The sequence below is a fragment of the Nostoc sp. 'Lobaria pulmonaria (5183) cyanobiont' genome (genome assembly GCF_002949795.1).
Lineage (GTDB): Bacteria > Cyanobacteriota > Cyanobacteriia > Cyanobacteriales > Nostocaceae > Nostoc.
This window is the reverse complement of sequence record NZ_CP026692.1, coordinates 6,394,312-6,420,898: the sequence shown is the minus strand read 5'-3', so window position 1 is coordinate 6,420,898 and position 26,587 is coordinate 6,394,312. Positions and strand designations below refer to the sequence as shown.

The following is a 26,587-nucleotide window of genomic DNA, read 5'->3' as shown; positions in this document are numbered from 1 at the left end:
CAAAATTAGGAGCGTAATTATGCTATTAGAAAACAAAAACTATCGTCGCAAATTAAGTCATGTTTTAATTGGTTGCGTGACTAGTAGTTTGTTAATCACAAGTAATGTGCTGCCTATAAGTGCTTTGGTGAAATTTCAAAGTTATCAAGACTTTATAATTGCTAAATCACCAGATGAGAGGCAACCAGAAGCAGTAAAAAAAGGAATTGAGCAAATTCCTGCTTCTCAAGCATCAATATCTCCGAGACGGAAGACTTCTATTGAGTCACCAATACAGCAGATTCCTCGTGTATCGTCTCATACAGAAAATTCTCAGCGAACTTCCAGCGTTTCAGATAATAGCTCTACTTCTAGATCGTCTAGACGTAGGACTTATAACTCAAACTCTAATCGTTCCAATAGTGGTGGTGCATCTAGATCGTCTAGAGCTAGAATTGCTAACTCAAACGCCAATCGTTCTAATGGTGGCTCCGGGAGAGTTCGCAAGCCAAGTTCTAATGTCGCTATAACTAGGAACCAAACTCTCGATAATTCGCTTTCTTCGTCTGCAACACTAACTTATAAAGAGATTAACTTTGTAGATGTTGCATTAGGTATTTTGAGTAAGAGTGACTTTCAATCTGAAGGTAGATATTTTCAATTCTATGAGTTTGAGGGTAGAGAAAATCAATTAATCCAAATTAGGCTGATTGGTAGTAATGATACACGTAGATCCAATAACTTGAGTTTAAAACCCTTGTTGTTTCTGCACGATCCTGATAATAATATCATCGTTAAAAAAGGCGCTTTGGATAAAAGCAGTGGTGGCGATGATGCATTTATTTTTGCGCGACTGCCTAAGAATGGCACTTACAAGATTGCAGTTACTAGTCAAGCTCCTAGAGATACAGGTCGCTATAGCTTGGCTCTCAGGAATGACAGAGCTAGCTATACTTTAGATGAATCAGGCCAACTAACTGCTAAAAGCTCAACCCTGAAACAAAATGGAGGCGCTTACAATGTTTCTAATTTTCAAGGTAAAAAAAATCAGCTGATAAGTATTCGTGTAGATAGCGTTGATGAAGAGTTTTCTCCTTACGTAGCTTTACTAAATTCTAAAGGACAGACGATCGCTATCGATAAAGACAAAGATAAAAGTGGTGTCTACAGTGCTTTAATTGACCGAGCTAGGTTGCCTGAAGATGATACATACTATATAGTTGTTACTTCCAAAAATCCACAGGAACGCGGTAAATATAGATTGACTATTTTCTAAGCTAATTGCTGATTGGGGATTGTGAATTTGTCATTTGTCATTTGTCATTTGTCATTGGTCATTGGTTATTTCTCTCCAATCCCCAATCCCTACTCACTCAGACAACCGCCAAATCTTAATAGTGTTATCTTCACTACCGCTAACAAGGGTTTTGCCATCAGGAGTGAAGTTAACAGATGTGACGGTGTTGGTGTGCCCCGCTAATGTGAGAATTTCTTTTCCTGTAGCTGTATTCCACAATTTGATAGTGCGATCGCGGCTACCACTAGCAACAATTTTACCATCGGCGCTGAAGGCTACGGATGTGATAGTGTTGCCATGTCCCGTTAGGGTGCGAAGTTCTCTTCCCGTAGCTAAATTCCAAAGTTTGATGGTGCGATCGCGGCCAGCACTAGCTAAAGTTTTACCATTTGGGCTAATAGCCACAGTTGTCACTGTTTGAGAATTTCCTTCTAGTGTGCGGATTGGGTATCCCTTTGCTAGATTCCAGATTTTGATCGTCTTGTCAAAACTGCCACTGGCCAGAATCACACCATCGGGACTGATAGCCACTGACCGCACCCAGAATGTATGCCCTGCTAGTGTCCGAATTTGCTCTCCTGTTGCCAAATCCCAGATTTTAATGGTGTTGTCATCACTACCAGTAACTAGAGTCTCGCTATCAGCACTGATAGCTAGGGCATGAACTGAGTCAGAATGCCCCATAAGAGTGCGAATTTGTTTTCGCGTTGCCAGATTCCAGATTTTAATGGTGTTGTCATCACTGGCACTAACCAGAAGTTTGCCATCTGGACTAATTACTACAACATTCACCTGCTGAAAATGCCCGTTGAGTGAAGAGATTAGTTTTCCAGTTGCGAGATTCCAAAGTTTGATTGTGCGATCGCCACTGCTGGCTATGGTTTTGCCATCGGGGCTGATGGCGACAGATAAAACTGAGTTTTCATGTCCTTGGAGGGTGTTAGCTAAGGAAACCTTACCCAAGCTAATCTGACTCAAAATCGCGTCATTTTTACTAGGACTATTGTGTTGAATTAACCTAGAAACCAAACTGGTTTGAATACGGCGAAAATTTTTATACCAAGATTCGCTGAATCCAAACAACAGAATGAAAGCACTGACTAAGATTAAAATTCTCAGTAAGGGATAACTTTTTGGTGAAGATGGTGCTTTAGTTGGTGGTAATTTCCCAGATGACTTACCCGCAGGTGGCAGGGCAAGGAGTTGTTTTGGAGTCAAGTCTCTAAGGACTTCTTCGGCTGACTGGTAACGTTCATGGATATCTTTTTTCAAAAGCTTGTCGATGACAAAATCCAACTCAGGATTTAGCGGACTTTGCAAATATTCCCGCCAATTACTTACCCAGGCGTAACCAGATTCCATCCATAACTGAAACGGGGAATTTCCCGTTAGCAGATGAAAGCAGGTAGCCCCCACACCGAACAAGTCGCTGGCAGGGAAAGCTTTCCCATCTCTAATTTGTTCTAGGGGAGAATAACCATGTGAACCAATAGATGTGCCAGATTTCTGTTGAACTTTGGCAGTAAATTGCTTTGAGGAGCCAAAATCAATCAGGCTTAATCGTCCATCATTTTTATTGCGAATAATATTTTCTGGCTTGATGTCCCGATGAATAATTTTGCGATCGTGGATAAATTTTAGGATGGGCAGTAAATCTAGCAAAATAGATTGAATGTCTCTAGCGTTATAAGCCTTGCGCTGTTGCAACTCCTTTAACAAATTTTCCCCATTGATAAACTGCTGCACCAAATATAGGCAGCCGTCTTGCTCAAAGTAAGCTATCAAAGTCGGAATTTGGGGATGTTCCCCAAGGTCTTGTAGTCGCTGCGCTTCTTCTGCAAACAACTCCATCGCCTTTTTTTGCGACCAAGTTCCTTGGAATTTTGGAGCTAATTGCTTGATAACACAGCGATCATTGAGTTTATCTACGTCTTCTGATAGATAGGTTCTGCCAAATCCCCCCTCATCTGAAAGGACTCGGATGACACGGAAACGATTTCTTAAAAGTGACACCAGCGGGGTGCTACAACTTTGGCAAAACTTCTTTCCATTGGGATTCAGGGGATTTGAGCAATCGGGATTTAAGCAGCAGATCATGATCTGACAGGCGCGACTGCATGACAACTTAGGCTAAGTTTGCCCCGAACTTTCCCTTAAGATAATTGACTCTCGCTTACTTGTGGTAGATAAACCCTGTTCTGGGGATTGGGGAATTACTTATATAGTTAGCTTTTGTAAATAGTAGTCAGTCTTCCTCATCTGTGGAAAACTACGAGAGCCATAAGATTAATTATTCTATCGATTATATAATAATCTGAATAAAAATATTTTTTTGAACTTTTAAACCTAGTAATTTTGCTTGTATCTTGGCAAGGGATAACTGACTAAGTATTGAAGATAAATCCTGATTAATTAATGATTACTGACTATTAAATATAGTTAAAATACTTACTAAATTTGTTTTGGGTATTTTAAATTGCCCATACTTAATTATTCATTTGATACTTTAGGTAGAAAAGGCTGCAATTTATGTGTTATCTTGTTTCCTTAAATCTTGCTCTCCATTTCCGAATGGCACTAGCAGTTCTAGCTACAGGTGGCATGTATACATCATAATTTTCGTGTTGTGTAATTTCATGTTGTGTAATTTTGTGTTGTGTAATTTCATGTTGTGTAATACTTTTATTATTTAATTTTTGGGTAGTTAGACAGTTAGCCAAAGTAGGTGAATAACTTTCACTACTTAAAGCTTTTATCACTTCATCGGCAGTCTTAAACCGCTCCTCTAAAGTGATTTTCACCATTTTTCCTAAAATCTGGGCGAAACTGTTGCTGATATTTACCTGTTTTTGCCAAGACATTTCACCAGTTTTTGGGTCGTAGTCCAATTCTAAAGGACTTTTAGCAGTCAACATATAAATACAAGTTACACCCAGTGCATAAATATCACTGGCATAAACTGGACGTAGAGAAAACTGTTCTGGTGGTGCAAATCCCCTAGTTCCGATAAAGTTGGTATTTACAGCTTGATTGATTGAGTTTTCACAAGCATCAACTAATTTCTCTTTCACCGCACCAAAATCAATCAGCACTATACGCCCATCATATTCACAGCGCAATAAATTTTGGGGCTTAATATCCCGATGAATCACATGATGTTTATGAAGATACTGTAATACAGGTAATAATTCCTGTAAGAACTGCTTAACCGAGGCTTCACTTTTAGGCCCAGTTTGCCGCACTTCTCGCGCCAAAGTCAAACCCGGCACATATTCTTGAATTAAAAAAAACTCCCCATTCGCTTGAAAGTAGTCTAATAGCATGGGAATTTGCGAATGACTACCGAGTTGTCCCAAAGTTCTTGCTTCTTTTTCAAAGCGCATACATGCCTTTTGCCAACTTTGGGGAGTAGTTACTTTTGGACAAAGTTGTTTGATGACACACAGTGGATTCCCAGGTAATACGGCATTTTTGGCTAAAAATGTCACACCAAAACCACCTCTACCCAAAATTTGCAGTATTTCATAGCGATCGCGAAATAGCCGTTTGGAACCACACATCTGAATCAACTGAGTTTGTTGTAAAATGCTCTGTTGAGAATTCGTTGTTTTTTGAGAAAAACGATTCAGATTCATTAGTATAAAATATCTACTTTTAAATGAATGTCTCTAATTCTATGACAATTCTTTATTGACAACAGTAAGATTACTGAATCTTTGCCAAATCCTCATTACTCTTCAAAAAGTAAAAATAAATTTTTGTAGAACTAGCCTTTTCACGGATGTGTGACGAGCTAATTTGTAGTTTAGTAGAAGTAAAAGTCTGTTGCGTGGGTACTTGTACCCATTTTGTATGAAGACACACATAATAAAACCCCTCTGGTTTAGCAAAAGGGGGACGGCGTAGCCGGGGGGTAAAAATATGTAGTTTCACGCTTAGTACATTTATAGGGATGCAAAGACTTGCATCCTGACGATGGGATGTTTTTTAACTATAAGTACCTAAGCTGGTGGAGTTTGTGAAGAGAAAATATCTGTGAAATTCTCCTCAAGTAGTAAATCTGGTGTTTGCATTATAAATGGTAGTTCGGCTCCCACAAGACCTCTTTTGACGCGTTCTAAAGTCTCACTAAAAACGACAAACAGAGGATATATAGTATTAGCTCCCTCACTCAAAATATGACTGTGACGGAGAGGCATCAACCACTCATAATCATTGTCCAGGCAAACTTGGGTTTGTCGCCAACGTCCTAACAAATCAGAAAAGTCTTCGTGAGCGCGATGAATAAAGACTAAAATTTCTGCTCCAGTTTTGATTTTCCACTCTGGATCGCACATCAAAATTGCCACATCACAGGGTAAGCAAATCGTTTGTGAGGTTGTTGTAGCAGTATTGCGAAGCCGGACAATTGGCAAAGGTATAGTGATGACACTTTCATCTGGACGGCGCAGACTGGGAATCATCTCCAAGTATGGCCGATATTGCTTTAGTAAGGCGATCGCAGCTAGATGATTGCTGTACTCTGCCAAACTCGCTTCGTACTGAGATTTTTGCACAGTCATAGTTTATTAAATAGTGAGGAGTAGAGACGCGATTAATTGCGTCTGTACGGGAGTTAAGAATAAAATTAATCACTTAGGAGTTAAAAGTTAGGAATAAAAATTTTAATTCCTAACTCATAAGTTCTAATTCTTAACTATTAATCCTTTATCCCAGCTTTTCAAATACTGCAAACATAGGCAGATACATCGCTAGCAAAATAGTTCCCACCATTCCCCCTAGAACTACAATCATCACCGGTTCCAAAATACTAGTCATTGCTTTTACTGCTTGCTCGACTTCATCTTCATAGAAATCAGCAACTTTCATTAACATTGCATCTAATTCTCCAGTTTCTTCTCCGATACTAATCATCTGAATTGCCATAGCCGGAAAAACGGCATCTTTTTGTAAGGCAATGCTAATCATGCCTCCTTGTTGAATCTCCATACGGGCTGCGTCTATGGCATTAGCAATCACTTGGTTTCCTGATGTATCTCGGACAATTTCTAAGCAAGTTAAAATTGGTACACCTGAACGAGTCAAAGAACCAAAAGTCCGGCTAAAGCGCGCAACTGAAGATTTTTGAATTAAGTCACCAAACAATGGCATCTTCAGGGAAAAACGATCAATTGTGATGCGGCCAACAGGAGTTTTACCGTATTGTGTAAAGGCAAATTTTAGTCCGATAAGAGCAGCAAGAAGAACGAAAGCACCCGGACTTCTCAAAAACTTACTAGCATCCATCAAGAATTGCGTCAAAGGTGGTAACGAGATTCCAATTTGTGTAAAAATCGTGGCGAAAATTGGAATAAGAAAAATAGTCATGCCCAGAAAAATAGCAACTGCGATAAAACCCACAACTGTTGGATAAGACAGTGCTGATTTAATTTGGTTTTGTAACCGCGCAACATCTTCTAACAACTTAGCTAAACGATTCAATACTTCGTCTAGAACACCACCAACTTCGCCAGCTTGAATCATACTCACGTATAATCCATCAAAACAGTCAGGATGCTTCCGCATTGCCTCTGAAAGATTCATTCCGCTTTGAACATCGGTGCTAATTTCCACAAGAGCCTGTTTCAGTTTAGTATTACTGCATTGGTCGGAAAGCACCCCCAGACTTCTAACGATCGCAACTCCCGCATTCATCAAAACAGCAAATTGACGCGAAAAAACGGCTTTGTCTTTCACAGAAACCTTAACTAAGGAATTTTGAAAGTTTTTAAAGGCAACATCTGGCTGAAATCCTTGAGATTGCTTGAGTTCTTGAACTACAAAACCTTGATCTCTAAGATTAGTACGAGCTTGTACCAAGGATTCAGCAACAATTTTTTCTGTTCGGGATTTTCCTTGTGAGTCGCGAACACGGGCAACGTAGTTTGGCATAAATAAATTCAAAATTCAAAATTCAAAATACTCAATCAAGGGGATGAAATATTCTTCATCTCCCCTATCCCCAGTTTCTTTAATGTGCTTTAGCAGCCACACCGGGTTTAGCACCTGCGGCAGCTTGCGGTGTAGAACTACCAATGAGACGTTGAATTTCATCTGGCTTAGAAGTCTTAGACATTGCCGCCTCAAAAGAAATCGTTCCGGCTTTATAAAAATCGGCTAAAACCTTTTCCAGAGTTTGCATTCCCAATTTACCGCCAGTTTGAATCGCTGAGTAAATTTGAGATGTTTTGCCTTCTCGAATCAAGTTGGAAATAGCAGGAGTGACAATCAGAATTTCTTGAGCCATCACCCGACCATATTCACCGGGTTTAGGGTTTTTCTTGGACACCAAGGTTTGGCTAAATACCCCCACTAATGAGTTAGACAATTGCACCCGCACTTGGGTTTGTCTTTCATGGGGGAAAACGTCAATAATCCGGTCAACAGTTTGGGCGGCGGAACTAGTGTGTAGCGTACCAAATACCAAGTGTCCTGTTTCCGCAGCGGAAATCGCCAAAGAAATCGTTTCCAAATCGCGCATTTCCCCTACCAGAATAATATCTGGATCTTCCCGCAGGGCTGCTTTCAAAGCATTAGCAAAACTCTTAGTATCTTCTCCCAGTTGCCGCTGGTGAACCAAGCTTTTAATTGGTTCATAGACAAATTCAATTGGGTCTTCCACCGTTAAAATATGCTCTGCCTTGGTGCGGTTAATCAAGTCAATCATTGCCGCTAGAGTAGTTGTCTTCCCGGAACCTGTAGGGCCTGTGACCAGAATAAGTCCTCTGGGCTTATCGCACATTTCTCGCACGATATCTGGCAGACCTAATTTTTCAAAGTTAGGAATTTTAGAACTTAATGCTCGTAAGCAAGCAGCATAAGCACCACGCTCTTTATAGACATTGACCCGGAAACGAGCCAAACCTTTGACACCATAAGAACAATCCAACTCCCAGGTCTGCTCTAGGGTTTTACGCTGAGTATTGTTGAGCATACTAAAAATCAGCCTTTGACATTGATCGGCTGTCAATACATGCTCACCTATAGGGGTAAGTTTGCCACTGATACGGAAGTAGGGAGGCAAACCTGCGGATAAATGCAAATCCGAGCCACCCATTTCAATCAACTGCTCCATCAAGTCTTCAATCATCATTTCCATAGTTCTGCTTCCTTTTAATGTTTTTTATTTGTCATTTGTTCTTTGTCCTTTGTCATTTGTTTAAAGTTACTAAGCATCAACTAATGACCAATGACCAATGACTAGTCTTAAAACCGAGCTGTCATACAGTAAGGACAATCCAACCATTCTTGTTTCAATGTGGCATCGCAACTCCGGCAGGTAAGACCTGTCTTGCGTTTGGCTTTTAACTCTGCTTCCAAGCCAGTATCAGTAAACGTCACTCGTTCTACTTCTTCTAAAGTGGTTGAACCTTCACGCACTAAGTCCAAACTATAAGCCAGTAGGGTTTTCATCCCCTCTTCTATTGCCACTTCCTTGATGCGTTCCGTGGGTGCATCTTCGTTGATCAGAGTTTGCAGGTTTTCGGTGACTCGCATGACTTCATAAACACCACAACGCCCTTTGTAGCCGACACCATTACATTTTGGGCAAAGATGATTTTTAGTTTTGGCTTCGGCGATCGCATCTAATGTCAAGGTGTTAGCTTTGTAGAAGGTGACTCCCACATCTGAAGAAGCTGATAGACCATAACGAGCCAGTTCCTCAGTTGTGGGAGTGTAGGGAACACGACATTCAGAACATACACGCCGCACCAAACGTTGAGCTAAAACACCAATTAGGGAACTAGAAACCATGAAAGGCTCAATCCCCATTTCTCCCAAACGAGCGATCGCTCCTGGGGCATCATTGGTATGTAAGGTAGTTAATACTAAGTGACCGGTCAAGGCAGCCTCAATTGCTGTTTTTGCCGTTTCCTTATCCCGCGTTTCACCCACTAGCAGCACATCTGGATCTTGCCGTAAGAAAGCCCGCAGAGCTGTAGCAAAATCTAGCCCTTTTTCCCGAATCACCTGTACTTGAGTAATGCCTGGAAGACTATACTCAATTGGGTCTTCCACAGTACTGATATTAATTCCGGGATCGTTCTTTTCTGAGAGTGCAGAATACAGCGAAGTTGTTTTCCCAGAACCAGTTGGCCCAGTTACCAAAATTAGCCCAAAGGGACGGCTGACCATATCCTTGACAATATCCAAAGTCTCTGGATCGGTAATTAACTTATTCAATCCCAACTGGGTGGAGGAGTTATCCAAAATCCGCAGCACCACCTTTTCCCCGTAGCGACTGGGTAAGGTATTTACCCGGAAGTCCACCTTACGTCCCTCAAACAGCCGCCGGATACGTCCATCTTGGGGTAGACGCCGTTCAGCAATGTCTAGATTGGAGATGATTTTAAATCGGGCTGTCACCGCCGGGATGATTTTTTTCGGCATTGGGGGGAAAGCTTCACGCAGTACCCCATCTTTCCGAAAGCGAATGCGTAAGTTTTCTTCTTGCGGTTCGATATGAATGTCAGAAACGCCCTCATGCAAAGCTTTAGCTAGGATTCTATTAACTAGGTTGATGACTGGGGCATCCTCTGCGCCCTTCATCGCTGCCCCTAGATCAGCCTCCATTTCTTCAGGAGCATCCGCAAGATCGAGATTTCCAAGATTTTCTAAATCTTGACTAATATCTGTAGAGTTTTCTCGTTCTAGGTGTTTTTGCCGAACAGCCATTTCATCCAGGTATTGGTTGATTAGCTGCTGGTAGTCTTCCTGTGTAATCACCATGCGCTGCAACGCCAAGCCTTGGGGGCGCAAGATGCGGTTCAGGTCATCGGAAGCCTCTAGATTATCTGGAGCAACCATCGCCACTAAAACTGAGGGCGGGGTTTGGTCTTTGTGTTTCGACAGTGGTACTAAGCGATGGCGACGGCAGATATCCACTGGGATGAGGGTTTCAATCAGGTTCCCCATCATCGTGTTGCCAACGGAATTGACTTCTGGATCGAGGAATTCAACTCCGTATAGTATTTTAAGTTCAAATAGTTGCTGTTTTTTATATTGCCTGAGCAGCTCAGGTGATAGTTGTTGACCAGTGATTGACTCTAATACTTCTGTTAAGGGTCTGCCAGATTTGCGGCTTTCAATTAGTGCCTGCCTCATCTGTTCGGTATTGACATAGCCAGATTGCACTAGCTTGTTGCCGAAGGGCGAAAACTCTGTTCTGGTAGTTAGAGCGGTACTGCGCCGTTGTGCTGACGAGTAAGTCATAAATGAGCAATTGAGTAGGGGAAACCTCTGCTTAAAGTATTCCCCTAGTGTGAGATAGAATTCTCATTTCCCAAAAAAGTCCTGATTCACGTCGTTTTGGTTTGAATTCAAAATTCAAAATTAAAGATATTTTCAAATAAGATCAGGGGCGAGTCGCATTCAGCGCTACTATTGCAAATTACTCGTTCGGGTTCCCGCCTTAGTAGCGTCTGGGCTAACGTGTTCACCATTTGTCACAATAAGAGGACGGTTACATCACTTCCAGGAACTTGTCGGCAATAAAATCAGCCTCAGTTGCAAGTCGTGGATGACGACGGTTGCAAGCTGTAGAGATACACTGCCATAAATAGGATCTGGAATGAGTAGACAATGATCGATGAAAATAAACAGATAAACAATACAAGCCAGCAATTGGGTGAACCAACAGAGGTAAAGCAAGCAATGAAGAGTGACTCCCCAGCCCAAATTAATTTCAATGAATCTGGTAGTGAGGTGACAGAGCAAGTGGCAGCCCAAACAAATATATCAGGGGATACTGCTGTAAATTCCGAAAATAGCGTTGCAGCAACTGAGAAAACTGAAGTAGAAAGGGCAGCTTTGGCAGAACTGACTCAACAAATCGAGTCCGTCAAAACGCAACTGGAAGAGCGTAGTACTCAATATATGCGGATTGCCGCTGATTTTGAGAATTACCGGAAACGCACTAGCAAAGAAAAAGAAGACCTTGAGTTGCAAGTGAAGCGGAATACGATTTTGGAATTGCTACCAATAGTCGATAATTTTGAGCGGGCGCGATCGCACCTCAAACCGCAATCTGATGCCGAAATGACCATGCACAAAAGTTACCAAGGCGTTTACAAACAATTAGTAGATAGCCTGAAGCGCTTGGGTGTATCACCAATGCGTCCCGAAGGTCAAGAATTCGATCCTAACCTGCACGAAGCAGTAATGCGGGAACCTACGGATGAACATCCTGAAGGAACAGTGTTAGAAGAGTTAGTGCGCGGATATTACTTGGGCGATCGCGTGCTACGCCATGCAATGGTCAAAGTAGCTGCTCCCAAGGAAGATACACCTTTTGCACCAGAAGATCAGTCGAGTTCAGCCAGCAGTTAAGCTGTAGTAGCTCGCCTCGCTGACCTGAAGTGCCTGGGTTATAGCAAGGACGAGCATCGCGTACCTAAAACTTGGACAAGGCTTTGGATAACTCTGTTGTGTTTCAACTTCTTTCTTGCTACCAGCAACAGGGGTTCCACAGACGTTATCCGCTAGCCTTTGTTCTTAGCAAAAAAGTTAGTCCGCGACATATTACAGAAGAAATATTCAGTAAAAATACTGGCAAATATGGGAAAAGTTATTGGGATCGACTTAGGCACTACTAACAGTTGCGTCGCAGTTTTGGAGGGTGGTCAACCACTTGTGATCTCCAATTCTGAAGGGGGACGAACTACTCCAAGTATTGTGGGATTTGGGAAGAGTGGCGATCGCTTGGTTGGTCAATTGGCAAAACGCCAAGCCGTAACTAATGCCGAAAACACAATTTACAGTATTAAACGATTTATCGGGCGGCGTTGGGAAGATACTGAAGTAGAACGCGATCGCGTCCCCTACAACTGCATCAAAGGTCGAGACGAAACCGTTGATGTCCAAATTCGCTCAAAAAACTATACGCCCCAAGAATTATCTGCGATGATCCTGCAAAAGCTCAAGCAGGATGCGGAAAACTTTTTGGGTGAGGAAGTCACTCAAGCAGTAATCACCGTACCAGCATATTTCACAGATGCCCAAAGACAAGCAACTAAAGATGCTGGCACAATTGCTGGACTAGAAGTCCTGCGAATCATCAATGAACCAACATCTGCGGCTTTAGCTTTCGGATTGGAAAAGCAAGACCAAGAGCAGCTAATTTTAGTATTTGACTTGGGAGGCGGTACCTTCGACGTATCGATCCTGCAACTTGGGGATGGCGTTTTTGAAGTTAAGGCGACTTGTGGTAACAACCACTTAGGTGGAGACGACTTTGATAATGCGATCGTCCTTTGGATGATGGAACGCTTCCAAGAACAAGAGAAAATCGACCTTTCCAAAGACAAGATGGCATTGCAACGGCTGCGGGAAGCAGCGGAAAAGGCAAAAATTGAACTCTCCAGTATGGTGAATACCTCCATCAACTTGCCATTTATCACAGCTGATGATACCGGGCCAAAGCATCTGGAGATGGAACTCAGTCGCTCGAAATTTGAAGAACTTGCCGCCAAATTAATTGAAGCGACCATTGAACCAATGATTCAAGCGCTCAAAGATGCGGATCTCAAACCAGAATCCATAGATCGGATTATTTTGGTAGGTGGTTCTACGCGTATTCCCGCAGTCCAAAACGCGCTGATTAAGTTTTTCAACGGCAAAGCTCCCGATCGCTCCATCAACCCTGACGAAGCCGTAGCATTAGGAGCAGCTATTCAAGCAGGTGTGTTGGGTGGCGAAGTCGATAATCTCTTACTATTGGATGTCACCCCTCTTTCCTTGGGAATTGAAACTTTGGGTGAAGTGTTCACCAAAATTATTGAACGCAATACCACAATTCCTACGAGTCGGTCACAAGTTTTTTCCACAGCCGTTGATGGACAAATCTCGGTGGAAATTCACATCCTCCAAGGTGAACGGGCAATGTCACGAGATAACAAGAGTCTCGGCAAGTTTCTATTAGCAGGAATTCCCCCATCGCCCCGGGGTGTGCCGCAAATTGAAGTATCCTTTGAAATCGATGTCAACGGCATTCTGAAAGTTTCTGCCCAAGATAAAGGTACAGGTAGAGAACAGAGTATCAGGATTACCAATACAGGTGGTTTGAGTAGCAACGAAGTCGAACGGATGCGCCAAGAGGCCGAACTGTTTGCCGAAGAAGATAGAAGACGTAAAGAACTGGTTGAACTCAAAAACCAAGCAGATAATTTGTTGTTTAGTTATGAATCCACAATCAAGGATAATAGCAACTTTATCGGCGACCAGATGAAAACCTTGGCTAGTGAAAAAGTTGCACAACTCCAAGCTGCAATGATTGACTCCAGCATCTCCACAGTGGAATTTAAGCAGCGCTTAGACGACTTCCAACAAACCTTGTTTGCAATTGGTGCTGATGTCTACAATCGAGCTAACAGCCAAAGTGATGAGATTGAAGAGGCTTCATCTGGTCACTTTACTCCAGAAGTAGACTCACCAATGAATGGCACGCTAATACCACAATTCAACTTTGATTTTGACGAAGAAAGTACTGCTCAGGCTGATTATGAGGCGATAGATTAGGGGTTGGGCATTGGGCATGAGGCATTGGGCATGGAGCATTGGACATTGAGCATTGGGCATTGGTTATTCTCCTTGTCCCCTTGTCTCCCTCATCTTCCCCACTCCCCATTTCCCTAATTTGCAAAATTTTATTAAGACGTTTTAATATATCTAAATATTTAGCGAAGTTTCACAAGACCCCAGCGGTTTGCTAGATTGTAGAAGCAAATTACTTTGGGCTAGGCTATGTACAAGTTCAAAGCCAATCCAAAGCATAAGGGTGGTTTTCCACACCTAATGGTGCGGCTAGCCCCTCTGGTTGATGGGCGAGTTTTCCTCTCCTACGTAGCACAATTGTAAAAGAGACAGCCGACTCGGCAGTGAGAAGTCTGAGCAAAGGCTTACAACCAGCTCCTAACTTCTATAGCTTTTGTCGTCTCCTACGAGGAAAGCACCTGTTGCTCAAGATTTGTCGGTAATTTTTGTAAAAGGTAAAGGGTAAAATCAGTTATTAACAAAAATTAATTTTATCTTCTGCCTGCCCTCCGGCAAGCCGCCCTCTAAAGGATAATGTCTTGCTCTTACATCTCTGTAGGCAAAACACTTAATCCATAGGGTAGCAAGTGACCGTGAATGACGTTCTACTGACTTCTGCTTTCTTCCCTCTAACTTTTACCTTTGCTATATGGCCCGCGACTATTATGAAATCCTGGGTGTCTCTCGTGACACTGACAAAGAAGAAATCAAACAAGCCTATCGCCGTCTAGCCCGGAAATATCACCCAGATGTGAACAAAGAACCGGGGGCGGAGGATCGCTTTAAAGAAATTAACCGCGCTTATGAGGTACTCTCAGAACCCGAAACCCGCGCTCGTTACGATCGCTTTGGTCCAGAAGGTGTATCTGGTGCTGCTGGCGCGGGCTTTCAAGATGTCGGCGATATGGGTGGTTTTGCCGATATTTTTGAAAGCATTTTTAGTGGCTTTGCTGGCGGTATGGGTAATCCCACGCAACAAAGACGGCGCAGTGGGCCTGCCAGGGGTGATGACCTGCGGCTAGACCTGAAGTTAGACTTTCGGGAAGCGATATTTGGTGGCGAAAAAGAAATTCGCATTTCCCATCTAGAAAATTGTGAAGTTTGTAGCGGTTCTGGTGCTAAACCTGGAACCCGCCCTCGGACTTGTTCGACTTGTGGCGGATCGGCTCAAGTACGCCGTGTAACAAGAACACCATTTGGCAGTTTCACCCAAGTCTCGACTTGTCCCACCTGTAATGGAACAGGGATGGTAATTGAAGATAAGTGTGACGCGTGTGATGGTAAGGGCGCAAATCAAGTCACAAAGAAACTCAAAATTACCATTCCAGCTGGGGTGGATAATGGCACACGTTTGCGGATTTCTAGTGAAGGAGATGCTGGTCAACGTAGTGGCCCTCCTGGTGATTTATACGTTTACTTGTTCGTGAATGAGGACGAGGAATTCCAGCGGGATGGGATTAATATTCTCTCAGAAATCAAAGTTAGCTACCTGCAAGCGATTTTAGGTTGTCGGTTAGAGGTAGATACAGTAGATGGGCCAGTAGAACTAATCATTCCAGCTGGAACTCAGCCGAATACAGTAATGAAGTTGGAAAACCGCGGTGTACCCCGCTTGGGTAATCCCGTAAGTCGTGGGGATCACATGCTGAATGTATTAATTGATATTCCCAATAAAGTCACCCCAGAGGAGAGGGAGCTGCTGGAGAAGCTGGCTAAAATTAAGGGGGATCGGACTGGTAAAGGTGGTTTAGAAGGATTTTTGGGAAATTTATTTAAGTGATGATGCCCTCTTCTGTTTCAACTCCCGATGCTCAACTTGATTTACGCGGCACCCCTTGCCCGATTAATTTCGTGCGGACAAAACTACGTCTGGAGAAAATGCCATTGGGAGGTTTGCTAGAAGTCTGGCTAGACCCTGGTGAGCCGATTGAGCAGGTTCCTGATAGTTTGACAATGGCAGGTTATCAGGTGGAACAAATTACAGACTGCACTAATTATTTTTCTCTGTTAGTGCGCCGTCCAGTTGCTGGCCAATGACAGGGGAAAATTTTGCCGCAACTGGACAGTTATTGGGTACAGTGGTGGCTGTACAGGCTAATTTTTACCGAGTACAGCTAGATCGAGAGGATGGAGAGCAGAGGAGCAAGGGAGCAGAGGAAAAACTGAATTTAAATGCCCCTTTGCCCTTGCCTCCCCTCCTGCTTTGTACCCGAAGAACACGTCTGAAAAAAATCGGACAACAGGTGATGGTAGGCGATCGCGTTGTGGTAGAAGAGCCAGATTGGGCTGGGGGACGGGGTGCGATCGCTGAGGTTTTACCCCGTCAAAGCGAATTAGATCGTCCGGCGATCGCCAATGTCAACCAAATTTTATTAGTATTTGCCGTAGCCGATCCACCTTTGGAACCTTATCAGTTGAGTCGGTTTCTAATTAAAGCTGAGTCTACTGGCTTAGATGTGCTTTTATGTTTGAATAAAAGTGATTTAATTTCACCGCCAGAACAACAAAAAGTTAGCGATCGTCTGCTCGGTTGGGGCTATGAACCAATATTTATCAGCGTCAAAGATGGTATCAATACCGACCAAGCAGCCAGATATTTGAGCAATAAAATTACCGTAATCGCTGGGCCTTCCGGCGTTGGTAAATCCAGTCTGATTAATACGCTGATTGACTCTCTTCATCTGCGAGTCGGAGAAGTTTCTGGCAAACTGGCTCGTGGTCGTCATACTACTCGCCATATAGAATTATTTGAGTTACCTAGCGGTGGTTTACTGGCAGATACTCCCGGCTTTAATCAGCCTGATATGGATTGTATCCCAGAAGAATTAATCCATTATTTCCCAGAAGCAAGAAAGCGGTTAGCAGTTGCTAGCTGTCGGTTTAGTGATTGTCTGCATCGAGACGAGCCTGAGTGTGTGGTGCGGGGAAACTGGGAACGATATGAACATTATTTAAAATTTTTGGACGCGGCGATCGCTCATCAAACACAGCTACACCAACAAGCCGATCCAGAATCTACCATGAAGTTAAAAAGCAAAAGCAAAGGCAAAGGGCAGAGTCAATACGAACCCAAGCTAGAAAGTAAAAAATATCGCCGGATTTCCCGGAAGACTCAGTTACAAGACTTGCAGGAGTTATATCGGGATGAAGAATAAGGAGCGCAATGTTTACGATCGGCTGCGCCTACGCATTCATAATCCAAAGGTTGGTCACGATAGCATAGATACAAACAGAAAAAGTATCTTGTATGTCTCAGCCCATTACCAACACCCCTAGTTTACAAGCTGTCACTGAGAGTATAATTTTCCCACCAGGTGATATCTATAGTGATGAACCCCCCTTGGAATCTGATTTACACCGCGAACAAATTGATTTACTTATCCGCCTGATTAAATGGTGGTGGCGCGATCGTCAGGATTTTTATGCTACCGGCAACCTGACAATCTATTTCAGTCCCAACCAGAAAAAGTCAAAAGAATTTCGAGGACCTGATTTCTTTGTGGTTTTAGATACAGAGAAAAAAGACCGCAAAAGCTGGGTTGTGTGGCAAGAAGACGGCAAATACCCCAATGTAATTATTGAGCTATTATCTAATTCCACTGCCTCGGTTGATAAAGGTTTAAAAAAGCAAATCTACCAAAATACATTTCGCACTCCAGATTACTTTTGGTTTGACCCAAATAACCTAGAATTACAAGGATTTCACATAGTTGATGGGCAATATCAAGAACTTGTACCCACTGAGTCGGGTTGGTTGTGGAGTCAGCAATTAGGGCTGTATTTGGCAGTATATTTGGGCAAATTACGCTTTTTTACACCAGATAGGCAGCTGGTGATGTTGCCAGAGGAAGAAGCAAATGAACAGTTAGAGCAAGCAAATCAACAACTAGAACAAGAACGTCAACGGGCTGCAATATTGGCAGAACGCTTGCGAGCCGCAGGTATTGATCCTGAGCAAATATTCTGAAAAATAGAATTTTATCTCTAAACTAGGCATAGAAAAATAATGCTATGAACTAAAATACTCATCCACAGGAGTCCAAGAATATTGGATTGCAAATTGGCAATTACAGCAGCTAGAAGTTATATCGCAGAGAAGTTGCCCAATTAAAACTGATCGCAACCTTGTTGGCTGATGACGAAATCACATCACCACTGTTAAGCTAATCCACATCTAGTTTTCCAATTGGACGTACTCTGGGTATGAGTTTCAGCCTTTAAATTGTGCAAATTAAATGTGGGACAGTTTACCAGTTTTCGGCGTTTGAGTTCAGCGTTTTTTGTATAACTCTAGCGATCGCTTATCAAAAAATAGTAGGGGTAATCATACACATCACGAAATGAACTCGATCAACATAGAGATAAAAGGGTCAAATCTACAAATTGAAAAATTTATTAGGAATTAGTGAAGCTGGATACCAGTATCTTGCTGAATATGAAAATAGTAATTAGTAGATACATTCCAACTTCGCTGCTTTTACGCCATGCACCAAAATAGTTGTGAAATATACTTGTCACAACTTTAAGTCATGTACATCTAGTAGGTACTAGAGATTAAGATTGATAATTTGGTTAGAGATGAACAGTTAACATGAAGCAGCAGCCTAAGCGTTCTTTTTATGTGAAAAGTTGACACTCGTATCTTCACGATCCCCATAAAGTCTTAAAATATTGTTAATTTCAGCCAAACCTCTCGACCTTCAACTTACAAGTATCACCCCAAAATCACTATGGCTATCGGCTACGTTGCGCTTGTACTCCACGCACATCTACCCTTCGTTCGTCACCCGGAAAGTGACTACGTGCTGGAGGAAGAATGGCTCTATGAAGCCATCACAGAAACCTACATCCCCTTATTGAAAGTATTTGAAGGCTTAAAGCGAGACGGTATCGACTTTAAAATCACGATGAGTATGACACCCCCTTTAGTGTCGATGCTTCGCGATCCTCTGCTTCAAGAACGCTACGAAGCACACTTAGCTCAACTAGAAGAACTTATAGCACTAGAAGCAGAACATAATGTCAACAACGGGCATCTTCGTTATTTAGCCGAACATTACGTGACTGAGTTTAGCGAAGCACGTCAGCTATGGGAACGCTATGGCGGGGACTTGGTGACAGCTTTTAAGAAGTTCCAAGACAGTAACAACCTGGAAATTATCACTTGCGGCGCTACTCACGGCTATTTACCGTTGATGAAAATGTATCCACAAGCAGTGTGGGCGCAAATTCAGGTAGCCTGCGAACATTACGAACAAACCTTTGGACAAGCACCCAGAGGCATTTGGTTGCCGGAATGTGCCTACTATGAAGGTTTAGAGCGGATGCTAGCTGATGCTGGGTTACGCTACTTCCTCACTGATGGGCATGGCATCCTTTATGCCCGTCCCCGGCCGCGCTTTGGCACTTATGCCCCAATTTATACAGAAACTGGTGTTGCTGTCTTTGGTCGAGATCAGGAATCTTCCCAACAGGTATGGTCTTCTGAGGTAGGCTATCCTGGAGCGGCGGAGTATCGGGAATTTTACAAAGATTTGGGCTGGGAAGCAGAATATGAGTACATCAAGCCCTACATTATGCCCAACGGCCAACGGAAAAATACGGGCATTAAATATCACAAAATTACTGGACGTGGTTTAGGTTTATCAGATAAGGCACTTTACGATCCTTATTGGGCTAGAGAAAAGGCCGCAGAACACGCTGCTAACTTTATGTATAATCGAGAGCAGCAATCTGAGCATCTTTATAGTATAATGCAGCGACCGCCAATTATCGTTTCGCCTTATGACGCAGAGTTATTTGGACATTGGTGGTATGAAGGCCCCTGGTTCATCGATTACCTATTCCGCAAGTCGTGGTATGACCAAGGAACATATCAAATGACCCATTTAGCAGACTATTTGCGAGACCAGCCAACTCAGCAAGTTTGTCGTCCTTCGCAGTCGAGTTGGGGTTTCAAGGGTTTCCACGAGTATTGGTTGAATGAGACGAACGCGTGGGTTTATCCGCATTTGCACAAAGCTGCTGAACGGATGATTGAAATCTCGCACCTGGAACCAGAAGATGAGTTGGCGTGGAAAGCCTTGAACCAAGCAGCGCGAGAATTGTTATTAGCACAATCTTCCGACTGGGCATTTATTATGCGGACGGGAACAATGGTACCCTATGCAGTTAGACGGACGCGATCGCACCTAATGCGGTTCAATAAGCTGTACGAAGACGTTAAAATCGGCAAAGTTGACAGTGGTTGGCTAGAAAAAGTCGAGTTAATGGATAATATCTTCCCGGAAATCAACTATCGCGTCTACCGTCCGTTATAGTCTCACACAAAGTAATCAACAGCTGTAGGGTGGGCATTGCCCACCCTATATTAGTAGTGAGGAGCGTTTATTTGACCAACAACAGAGCAAGCCTTAGCCTGTATACGGGTTTGTCAAATGCTGTCAAATCTTTACAAAGATATCCGCTTATTTCGATTTGACGACAAAACCGGAGAAGTTTACATCTTATCTGCGGATGAACTGTAAATCATTGTTTATCGCAATGGCGAATGGGAGTTTGTCAATGAACTCGAATTATGAGCAAATGAGTTTTACAGAGTTGAGAGCTTATGTCCTGGTGGCATAAGTTCGTGAATCACGCTCAATGGTTGCTTAACAAGGTGCCAGCCATGACAAGTATTACCCCATAGATAATGCAATGCTCGGCAGTTTCTTTGTTAATCATTTGCTATGCGCTTCAATTTTTGGGTATCAAAAAGTCTGCCATCAATTACAAGTAAATGCAGCCATTAATCTATAACTACATCAGCTAGTAAATCATCCATTTCATCGCTCATTTTTTGGGTATAAGGAACAAGTTTAGAAGGGTTCTGCATAGCATCGTTCATCAGAAAGTCAAGAAAAAGGGTCATGATAATGCCTTCATCTTTATTCGCTTCATCAACATTCTCGGTTTCCATAAGTTAATAAAGTCTACTAACAGTTAAGTTCCAAATTTCCAGGCTTTGTGTAAATAACATATAAAAAAGACAGGCAAGATGCCTGTCCTACAAGTAATGATTTAGCAGAGAATTTAGAAATTCATTTCAGCAGCTTGAACTTTTTCAACCTGCTTCTTCTTCAGCACTAACATAACTTGAGCCAACATTACAAGAGCGATGAATGCAATCATCCATTTGACTCTGGAAGCGTCTTGCAGTACGATTTCTGCATCTATTTGACCGAATCCACCGACGTTCGGGTTGCTGGTCAAAGCATCACCACTCTTAACTGCTTGCCCTTCGGAAACAAGCAGGTCTGGCCCTAAAGGAATCGTATCAACGACAACATTACCCGATTCAGGTTGGATGTTGACTAGATATTTAACGTTACCATCTCCATCTTCCTCTTTAGCAATTTTGGTAATTGTGCCAGTAGCGGAAGCGTTGTAAACATTGTTGTTGCTCTTTTCACCTGTGGGAAAAACTTGTCCACGTCCCCGATTACCACCTACGTGAACTGAATATTTACCGAAGTGGATGTTTTTGTCGGTTGCGGGGTTGGGAGAAAGAACTGGGAAGACGATTTCCTGATACTGTTCACCGGGTAAAGGGCCGACGATGACGACGTTATCTTTGTCTTCGCTGTAGGGTTGGTAGAAAGTGTCGCCAACTTCTTCTTTAAGTTCTTCGGAAAGACGGTCTTCAGGAGCAATCTTAAAGCCTTCGGGTAGCATCAGTACTGCACCGACGTTCAAGCCAACCTTAGAACCATCGGCACCAACTTGCTGGGCGCTTAGATCGTAGGGGATTTTCACCACAGCTTTGAATACAGTGTCAGGTAGCACCGATTGGGGAACTTCCACTTCTGTAACCTTGGCGGCTAGGTGACAGTTGGCACAAACAATTCGCCCTGTTGGTTCGCGGGGGGTTTCGGGATAGGTTTGCTGTGCCCAAAAGGGATAGGCGGCAGCTGATTGGGGAAGAGCTAGATCGCTGGTGAAGTAAAATGTCACAGTGGCGATCGCTATGAGCAATGTTTTTACAATCGCTCTAGCACTGCGAGTTAACCTCGCTGTTATGAAAACATTTCTCATCTCTATAAAGGCGACAATTGAATTAGTCATTAGTCATTAGTCATTGGGCATTGGGCATCCCTTCGGCTTCGCTCAGGGCAAGTGGGCATTGGGCATTGGGTATGGGTTATTTCTCCCTCACTCCCTCATCTCCCTCACTCCCTCATCTCCCTCATCCCTTACTCAGCACTCATAACTCAGCACTGATTAACCCCACCAAGGTGCATCACCTGTGCGGAAGTCGGTTTCAGTCCAAGGAGTTAAAACGATTTTGTCGTCGTTTACGTTGGTATGGGCTAAAGGCAGAGACAGAGGCGCTGGTCCCCGAACAACCTTACCAGTTTCGTCATACTGGGAACCATGACAAGGACACTTGAATTTGTTCTCAGCAACGTTCCAGGGGACGACACAACCTAAGTGGGTACAGATGGCGTTAATGCCATAATCTTTGATCGCCTCTTTGCTGTCTACCACAATATAGGTAGGATCTCCCTTTAGTCCTTGAACTAGGTTGCGATCGCCTGCATTCCGGTTTTCTAGAAATTTAGTGACACTAACATCGTTACCTAACTCGTCTTTTGCCGTTACACCACCACCAGCGCCACCTGCTGCTGGTGGAATAAAGTACTTGACAACGGGATACAATGCACCCAGAGCTACTCCAGTGACAGTCCCAAAAGTGAGCAGATTCATGAACTGACGACGCCCCATATCGGGCACGTCTGCTGATTCAGAAAATTGAGCCATAATCTACGCGCTCTTTGTGTATTTTGTTAAGCATTTTGACAAAAGTACTTGTACTTGAGCAACTCTTGTCTAAGTCGAAATGCTAGCGCTCACAACGATGCCATACTTCTTTGTTCCAAGATATATTTAGCATCTTTTCTGTTAGCATTACATTTCTTTATATCCTTATCATACTGGAGTCACGGAACTTAACATCATAACTAAATGTAAAATCTGATTGAGAAAAGCTATGACAGGACAGGAATTACGTCAGATATTGCTTGATAAGTGGGGATATTCTTATGATGTCCAGTTCCGGCGGGCACAGGGAAAGATATTTTTGCAAGTAATGTGGAAATACTTGGAGCAAGCTTCTTTTCCCTTGAATGAGGCGGAGTACCAAGAGCATCTTGATAGCATTGCCAATTATCTTCATGCCTTGGGTGGGTCAACGCAAGTAGAAACATTTATCACACAAACACGCGATCGCCCCCGGCTTGGCAAAGCTGTCAGCATTCCTCTCGATTTGGGCGAACGTTCTTCGGAATGGATATTGTGACCGCTTATTGCATTAACGTTAATAAATTTCTGAATAATTACACTATTTTTTATTCAAAAATACCTTCGGAAAAATATTGACAAATTGGAGGAAACTCAAATGAGCCGCCAACCATTGCTAGACCCAAATCGTTCGTATACTTTTAATAATTATTTTGAGTTAGGGTTTGCGGTTGACGATTTAGTTGCGGAATTTGGCTATTCGTTCGAGCGGAAATTTATTGATTTACCTCAATATTCTGGCACATTAGACCGACTTGCTGACCTCAAGCAGCGAATTGAGGAAGTTTTACCCTATGTAGATTTGGAGAACGAAGCTACACGCCGGGAAATCCTAATTGCGCCAATTGTTGCCGATTTAATTCACTATTCCCGCGCTAAATTACGAATTGAATACACTATTAAAGTTGATAACCGACTTCAAGGTAATTTTGATTATTTCCTCAAAACACAAACTAATTTAATTGTGATTGAAGCCAAGCAAGCAGATATAAATAGGGGATTTACACAACTAGCAGCTGAAATGATAGCTCTTGATAGGTGGACTGATTCCACTCAAACAGAAATATTAGGAGCAGTAACAACAGGTAATGTTTGGCAATTTGGCAGATTGTATCGACAGACACAGCGTATTGAGCAAGCAATCAACCTTTATCGAGTTACCGAAGAGTTGGAAATGGTGGTTAGGATCTTACTAACCGCACTTATCAACTAAGTTGAGATTTTTTGGAATATCGTTATTTACCTGTAAGCTTCACCAGTCCAACACCACCGAAATAAAGCGCTAAAACTGCTCCTGCTAAAAGACTTTGAGTCAGAGGGTCAGTAGAAGGTGTGAGGACGGCTCCTAAAACCACTGCTCCCATAATCACGTAACGCCAACCAGAAATCATCCGTTCTGACGAGACAATGTTCAAATTACCGAGCAACAGTTGGATGATCGGAATTTGAAATGCTAAACCAGTGCTGAATAACAATAGCAGCACAAATTCAAAATATTTATCAATTGACCAAAGTTGTTCGACTACATCTGCTCCGTAGCTAATGAAAAATTTCAAGGCTGCGGGGATAAGCAGTAAATAGGCAAATACTAAACCCGCCCCAAATAGCACACTCGAACCCAAAACCACAGGCCTCAGTAAACGGCGTTCGCGGCGAGTCAGTCCTGGAAGCACAAACTGGATAATCTGGTAAAGAATCAAAGGACTAGTAAGTACAATGCCAGTATATGCCGCAACTTTCAGAGAGACAAAGAAATATTCTCCAGGTGCAAGTTGGAGGAATTTTACTCCTTGTGCTGGAACCTCAAGTAACTGGACAATTGGCTTAACGGCAAAGAAACAGCCAATAATGCCCACTGCTACGGCAATCAACGAATAGAAAATCCGCTGTCGCAACTCTTCTAGATGGTCGAAAAGGGACATTTCGACTTCACCAGGCAACTCATCAAGAGGATCGGTGTCTGAGTTGCCATATTCTTCTGGGTCGAGGTTAGGAACGTTTACAGTATCTACGTCTTGTGAAGGCGTCACGTCGCTTCGCTCCGAATTCAAAATTCAAAATTCAAAATTGACAATACCCTAAATTTATTTATGGGCTTGTATCATGAGTGTTTGTAGGTCATCGACCATTTCGGTGACTCAGCATTCTTCATTATTTTATCTGGGGAATGCAGTTACTAAGATATGTTTTTGGGTGCTGTGGGTTTTTTGTCCTGTTTTTTGGGTTTGCATCTGCATAAGTAAGTAGGAAGCCATCTTGTAGGCAATGCCTAACCTAAAAAAGCTGGAACCGATAATTTAGAAATCACGTCTTTGTGGTTAGTAGCGCTACATAAATTCACACAACATCAACATTTAATACTCAGTTTTAAAAATCCGGTTCATCAAGGTGGCATCTATACATAGGGTAATCGGAAATTGTTAACTGAGGTTGGGTATGAACCGGATAATTTGCATTGCCTTTATGGCATTGCCTGTTTATTTATACAATGTTGAGCTAGGCAATACTTCTAGTAGTGACGTGACAATTGTTAGAAACCAGTATCCCACAATAGCTGCTCTAATTGCTTACAGTACAAATGCTCAGTCAGGCATCTTGCCGTGGCAAATGTCGGCTAGAGATGACCAAACCGAAGATTGCCTGCGTGCTGGCACTTGCAAAGATTGATAAAAGAAGGCAGAAGGCAAGAGACAAGAAGAAAGAAGTATGAATGAAAACTTTAGTTCTGGGTGATTACCCAGTTTCAAAAGAAGAATTGTATCGAAACATGCAGTGTGTTAGCGTAGCGGCACGAAGTGCGATACAAAGCTTCCACAACCAAAGTTCCACGCTTTTAAACGTGGGTTAATTCTACCTTCTTTCTCCGGCCTCCTGCCTCCTGAAGGCAGCCCTATCATCAAAGTAAATTAATGGTTGTAGAAAATCAAAGTACAGTAGTGGTTACAGGAGCCTCAACAGGAATTGGTCAAGCGTGTGCTTTGCTTCTAGACCAATTAGGCTTCTCTGTTTTTGCTGGAGTGCGTCAAGATGCTGATGCTCAAACACTTAAACAGAAAGGGTCACAAAGGCTGATTCCGATTTTTTTAGATGTTACTGACGCTGAATCGATCGCAGCTGCGGTTGATAAGGTAACAAATGCAGTTGGTGATGTGGGAATTTTAGGTTTAGTGAATAATGCCGGGATTGCTGTTCCTGGGCCGTTAGAATTATTAGCGATCGCCGAATTTCAACTCCAGATGCAGGTTAATGTCACTGGACAATTAGCAGTGACACAAGCATTTCTGGGTCTTTTACGCCAAAGTCGGGGTCGAATTGTCAATATGGGTTCCATTGCTGGTAGGAGTCCTGCGCCGTTTTTGGGCGCTTACAATGCTTCTAAATTTGCTTTGGAAGCACTCACTGATGTGATGCGGATGGAGTTACGACCTTGGGGAATCTCGGTTTCAATTGTTGAACCTGGTTCTATTGCTACCCCAATCTGGGAAAAGTCTCTTAGTCAATCTGAAATAGCACAGCACGCTCTACCACAATCGGCACAAAATCTCTACGGTCAAGCGATGAATATTGTCCGCAAGAAAATGCAGATTCTCGCATCTAAGGGAATTTCTGCGGATATTGTCGCTCAAGTTGTTGTCCTTGCGCTGACTGCAAAGCAGCCCAAGACGCGCTATCTTGTTGGACAAGATGCCAAAATCGGAGCGTTGCTAAAGCATATTTTGCCCGATCGTTTGCATGACCGGATAATTTTATACTTAATGGGTTTATAGATTACTTACTGAGCATTTTTAAGGATTTTTCGCCCTGACTTCAGGGCTAATTCTTCTCCTATTCCCTGCTCCCACCCCGTTGGTATAACCTCTTTTCTTAACCTGGCTACTATCCACATCTGGATTCACAAAA

The 26,587-nt window shown here is 42.9% G+C and carries 21 protein-coding genes and 2 pseudogenes; 13 read left to right on the top strand and 10 right to left on the bottom strand.

The features are described 5' to 3' along the window. The first annotated feature begins 19 nt into the window (after positions 1-19). On the top strand, positions 20-1,255 hold the full coding sequence (locus NLP_RS28470; RefSeq protein ID WP_104909251.1) for a pre-peptidase C-terminal domain-containing protein: 1,236 nt from the start codon (positions 20-22) through the stop codon (positions 1,253-1,255). Positions 1,256-1,348: 93 nt separating this feature from the next. Here NLP_RS28470 and NLP_RS28465 read toward each other — a convergent pair whose 3' ends face one another. From NLP_RS28465 to NLP_RS28440, 6 genes and pseudogenes are all read right to left on the bottom strand, one after another. Then, a complete protein-coding gene (locus tag NLP_RS28465) occupies positions 1,349-3,373 on the bottom strand; it encodes a serine/threonine-protein kinase (RefSeq protein WP_104909250.1) in 2,025 nt (674 codons plus the stop codon). Between the two features lie 437 nt (positions 3,374-3,810). Next, the gene (locus tag NLP_RS28460; protein ID WP_199784892.1) at positions 3,811-4,905 is read right to left on the bottom strand and encodes a serine/threonine-protein kinase; all 1,095 of its coding nucleotides are present in this window, start codon (positions 4,903-4,905) and stop codon (positions 3,811-3,813) included. A 372-nt stretch (positions 4,906-5,277) separates the two neighbouring features. Further along, entirely contained in the window at positions 5,278-5,838 is a 561-nt protein-coding gene (locus NLP_RS28455) for a hypothetical protein (RefSeq protein WP_104909248.1), read from the bottom strand. 145 nt (positions 5,839-5,983) lie between these two features. Then, positions 5,984-7,207, bottom strand: a complete 1,224-nt coding sequence (locus NLP_RS28450; RefSeq protein ID WP_104909247.1) for a type II secretion system F family protein — start codon at positions 7,205-7,207, stop codon at positions 5,984-5,986. A gap of 79 nt (positions 7,208-7,286) precedes the next feature. After that, a pseudogene (locus NLP_RS28445) lies at positions 7,287-8,417 on the bottom strand (type IV pilus twitching motility protein PilT); the annotation flags it as partial. A 104-nt stretch (positions 8,418-8,521) separates the two neighbouring features. Continuing rightward, positions 8,522-10,528 (bottom strand): GspE/PulE family protein, encoded by a 2,007-nt coding sequence (locus NLP_RS28440; protein WP_104909245.1) that lies wholly within the window; start codon positions 10,526-10,528, stop codon positions 8,522-8,524. A gap of 369 nt (positions 10,529-10,897) precedes the next feature. Between NLP_RS28440 and grpE the strand changes: the two genes are divergently transcribed. The 8 genes and pseudogenes from grpE to NLP_RS36265 form a co-directional block, all read left to right on the top strand. Then, a complete protein-coding gene (gene grpE / locus NLP_RS28435; RefSeq protein WP_104909244.1) occupies positions 10,898-11,644 on the top strand; it encodes a nucleotide exchange factor GrpE in 747 nt (248 codons plus the stop codon). Positions 11,645-11,872: 228 nt separating this feature from the next. Beyond that, positions 11,873-13,831, top strand: coding sequence for a molecular chaperone DnaK (gene dnaK / locus NLP_RS28430; protein WP_104909243.1), 1,959 nt, complete (start codon positions 11,873-11,875; stop codon positions 13,829-13,831). 664 nt (positions 13,832-14,495) lie between these two features. After that, positions 14,496-15,626 (top strand): molecular chaperone DnaJ, encoded by a 1,131-nt coding sequence (dnaJ, locus tag NLP_RS28420; RefSeq protein ID WP_104909241.1) that lies wholly within the window; start codon positions 14,496-14,498, stop codon positions 15,624-15,626. Next, the gene (locus NLP_RS28415; RefSeq protein WP_104909240.1) at positions 15,626-15,883 is read left to right on the top strand and encodes a sulfurtransferase TusA family protein; all 258 of its coding nucleotides are present in this window, start codon (positions 15,626-15,628) and stop codon (positions 15,881-15,883) included. The genes dnaJ and NLP_RS28415 overlap by 1 nt, the downstream gene beginning before the upstream one ends. Beyond that, positions 15,880-17,001 (top strand): small ribosomal subunit biogenesis GTPase RsgA, encoded by a 1,122-nt coding sequence (gene rsgA / locus NLP_RS28410; protein WP_104909239.1) that lies wholly within the window; start codon positions 15,880-15,882, stop codon positions 16,999-17,001. The genes NLP_RS28415 and rsgA overlap by 4 nt, the downstream gene beginning before the upstream one ends. Positions 17,002-17,093: 92 nt before the next feature. After that, positions 17,094-17,813, top strand: coding sequence for a Uma2 family endonuclease (locus tag NLP_RS28405; protein WP_104909238.1), 720 nt, complete (start codon positions 17,094-17,096; stop codon positions 17,811-17,813). A gap of 763 nt (positions 17,814-18,576) precedes the next feature. Beyond that, entirely contained in the window at positions 18,577-20,166 is a 1,590-nt protein-coding gene (locus tag NLP_RS28400) for a glycoside hydrolase family 57 protein (RefSeq protein WP_104909237.1), read from the top strand. 87 nt (positions 20,167-20,253) lie between these two features. Then, positions 20,254-20,373: pseudogene (locus tag NLP_RS36265) on the top strand (DUF6888 family protein); the annotation flags it as partial. Positions 20,374-20,636: 263 nt separating this feature from the next. On the opposite strand, the gene NLP_RS33710 reads toward NLP_RS36265, so the two are convergent. The 3 genes from NLP_RS33710 to petC all read right to left on the bottom strand — a co-directional run bounded on the left by NLP_RS33710 (position 20,637) and on the right by petC (position 22,648). After that, entirely contained in the window at positions 20,637-20,807 is a 171-nt protein-coding gene (locus NLP_RS33710; protein WP_158680562.1) for a hypothetical protein, read from the bottom strand. A 113-nt stretch (positions 20,808-20,920) separates the two neighbouring features. After that, positions 20,921-21,922, bottom strand: coding sequence for a cytochrome f (petA, locus tag NLP_RS28390; RefSeq protein WP_104910079.1), 1,002 nt, complete (start codon positions 21,920-21,922; stop codon positions 20,921-20,923). A 186-nt stretch (positions 21,923-22,108) separates the two neighbouring features. Next, positions 22,109-22,648, bottom strand: coding sequence for a cytochrome b6-f complex iron-sulfur subunit (gene petC / locus NLP_RS28385; protein ID WP_104909236.1), 540 nt, complete (start codon positions 22,646-22,648; stop codon positions 22,109-22,111). A 229-nt stretch (positions 22,649-22,877) separates the two neighbouring features. Between petC and NLP_RS28380 the strand changes: the two genes are divergently transcribed. Together NLP_RS28380 and NLP_RS28375 are read left to right on the top strand one after the other, a co-directional pair. Beyond that, positions 22,878-23,186, top strand: a complete 309-nt coding sequence (locus NLP_RS28380) for a DUF3067 family protein (RefSeq protein ID WP_104909235.1) — start codon at positions 22,878-22,880, stop codon at positions 23,184-23,186. Positions 23,187-23,285: 99 nt separating this feature from the next. Further along, positions 23,286-23,900 (top strand): hypothetical protein, encoded by a 615-nt coding sequence (locus NLP_RS28375; RefSeq protein WP_104909234.1) that lies wholly within the window; start codon positions 23,286-23,288, stop codon positions 23,898-23,900. A gap of 22 nt (positions 23,901-23,922) precedes the next feature. Here NLP_RS28375 and tatC read toward each other — a convergent pair whose 3' ends face one another. Next, on the bottom strand, positions 23,923-24,717 hold the full coding sequence (gene tatC / locus NLP_RS28370; RefSeq protein ID WP_104909233.1) for a twin-arginine translocase subunit TatC: 795 nt from the start codon (positions 24,715-24,717) through the stop codon (positions 23,923-23,925). Between the two features lie 406 nt (positions 24,718-25,123). Between tatC and NLP_RS28365 the strand changes: the two genes are divergently transcribed. After that, on the top strand, positions 25,124-25,354 hold the full coding sequence (locus tag NLP_RS28365) for a hypothetical protein (protein WP_104909232.1): 231 nt from the start codon (positions 25,124-25,126) through the stop codon (positions 25,352-25,354). Positions 25,355-25,596: 242 nt separating this feature from the next. After that, positions 25,597-26,454: an SDR family NAD(P)-dependent oxidoreductase gene (locus tag NLP_RS28360; protein ID WP_104909231.1), complete on the top strand. Its 858-nt coding sequence runs from the start codon at positions 25,597-25,599 to the stop codon at positions 26,452-26,454. The last annotated feature ends 133 nt before the right edge of the window (positions 26,455-26,587 follow it).

Coding starts and splice junctions, on each gene's coding strand:
- NLP_RS28470 (WP_104909251.1), top strand. CDS start 20: ATGCTATTAGAAAACAAAAACTATCGTCGCAAATTAAGTCATGTTTTA.
- NLP_RS28465 (WP_104909250.1), bottom strand. CDS start 3,373: ATGATCTGCTGCTTAAATCCCGATTGCTCAAATCCCCTGAATCCCAAT.
- NLP_RS28455 (WP_104909248.1), bottom strand. CDS start 5,838: ATGACTGTGCAAAAATCTCAGTACGAAGCGAGTTTGGCAGAGTACAGC.
- NLP_RS28450 (WP_104909247.1), bottom strand. CDS start 7,207: ATGCCAAACTACGTTGCCCGTGTTCGCGACTCACAAGGAAAATCCCGA.
- NLP_RS28440 (WP_104909245.1), bottom strand. CDS start 10,528: ATGACTTACTCGTCAGCACAACGGCGCAGTACCGCTCTAACTACCAGA.
- grpE (WP_104909244.1), top strand. CDS start 10,898: ATGATCGATGAAAATAAACAGATAAACAATACAAGCCAGCAATTGGGT.
- dnaK (WP_104909243.1), top strand. CDS start 11,873: ATGGGAAAAGTTATTGGGATCGACTTAGGCACTACTAACAGTTGCGTC.
- dnaJ (WP_104909241.1), top strand. CDS start 14,496: ATGGCCCGCGACTATTATGAAATCCTGGGTGTCTCTCGTGACACTGAC.
- NLP_RS28415 (WP_104909240.1), top strand. CDS start 15,626: ATGATGCCCTCTTCTGTTTCAACTCCCGATGCTCAACTTGATTTACGC.
- rsgA (WP_104909239.1), top strand. CDS start 15,880: ATGACAGGGGAAAATTTTGCCGCAACTGGACAGTTATTGGGTACAGTG.
- NLP_RS28405 (WP_104909238.1), top strand. CDS start 17,094: ATGTCTCAGCCCATTACCAACACCCCTAGTTTACAAGCTGTCACTGAG.
- NLP_RS28400 (WP_104909237.1), top strand. CDS start 18,577: ATGGCTATCGGCTACGTTGCGCTTGTACTCCACGCACATCTACCCTTC.
- NLP_RS33710 (WP_158680562.1), bottom strand. CDS start 20,807: ATGGAAACCGAGAATGTTGATGAAGCGAATAAAGATGAAGGCATTATC.
- petA (WP_104910079.1), bottom strand. CDS start 21,922: ATGAGAAATGTTTTCATAACAGCGAGGTTAACTCGCAGTGCTAGAGCG.
- petC (WP_104909236.1), bottom strand. CDS start 22,648: ATGGCTCAATTTTCTGAATCAGCAGACGTGCCCGATATGGGGCGTCGT.
- NLP_RS28380 (WP_104909235.1), top strand. CDS start 22,878: ATGACAGGACAGGAATTACGTCAGATATTGCTTGATAAGTGGGGATAT.
- NLP_RS28375 (WP_104909234.1), top strand. CDS start 23,286: ATGAGCCGCCAACCATTGCTAGACCCAAATCGTTCGTATACTTTTAAT.
- NLP_RS28365 (WP_104909232.1), top strand. CDS start 25,124: ATGAACCGGATAATTTGCATTGCCTTTATGGCATTGCCTGTTTATTTA.
- NLP_RS28360 (WP_104909231.1), top strand. CDS start 25,597: ATGGTTGTAGAAAATCAAAGTACAGTAGTGGTTACAGGAGCCTCAACA.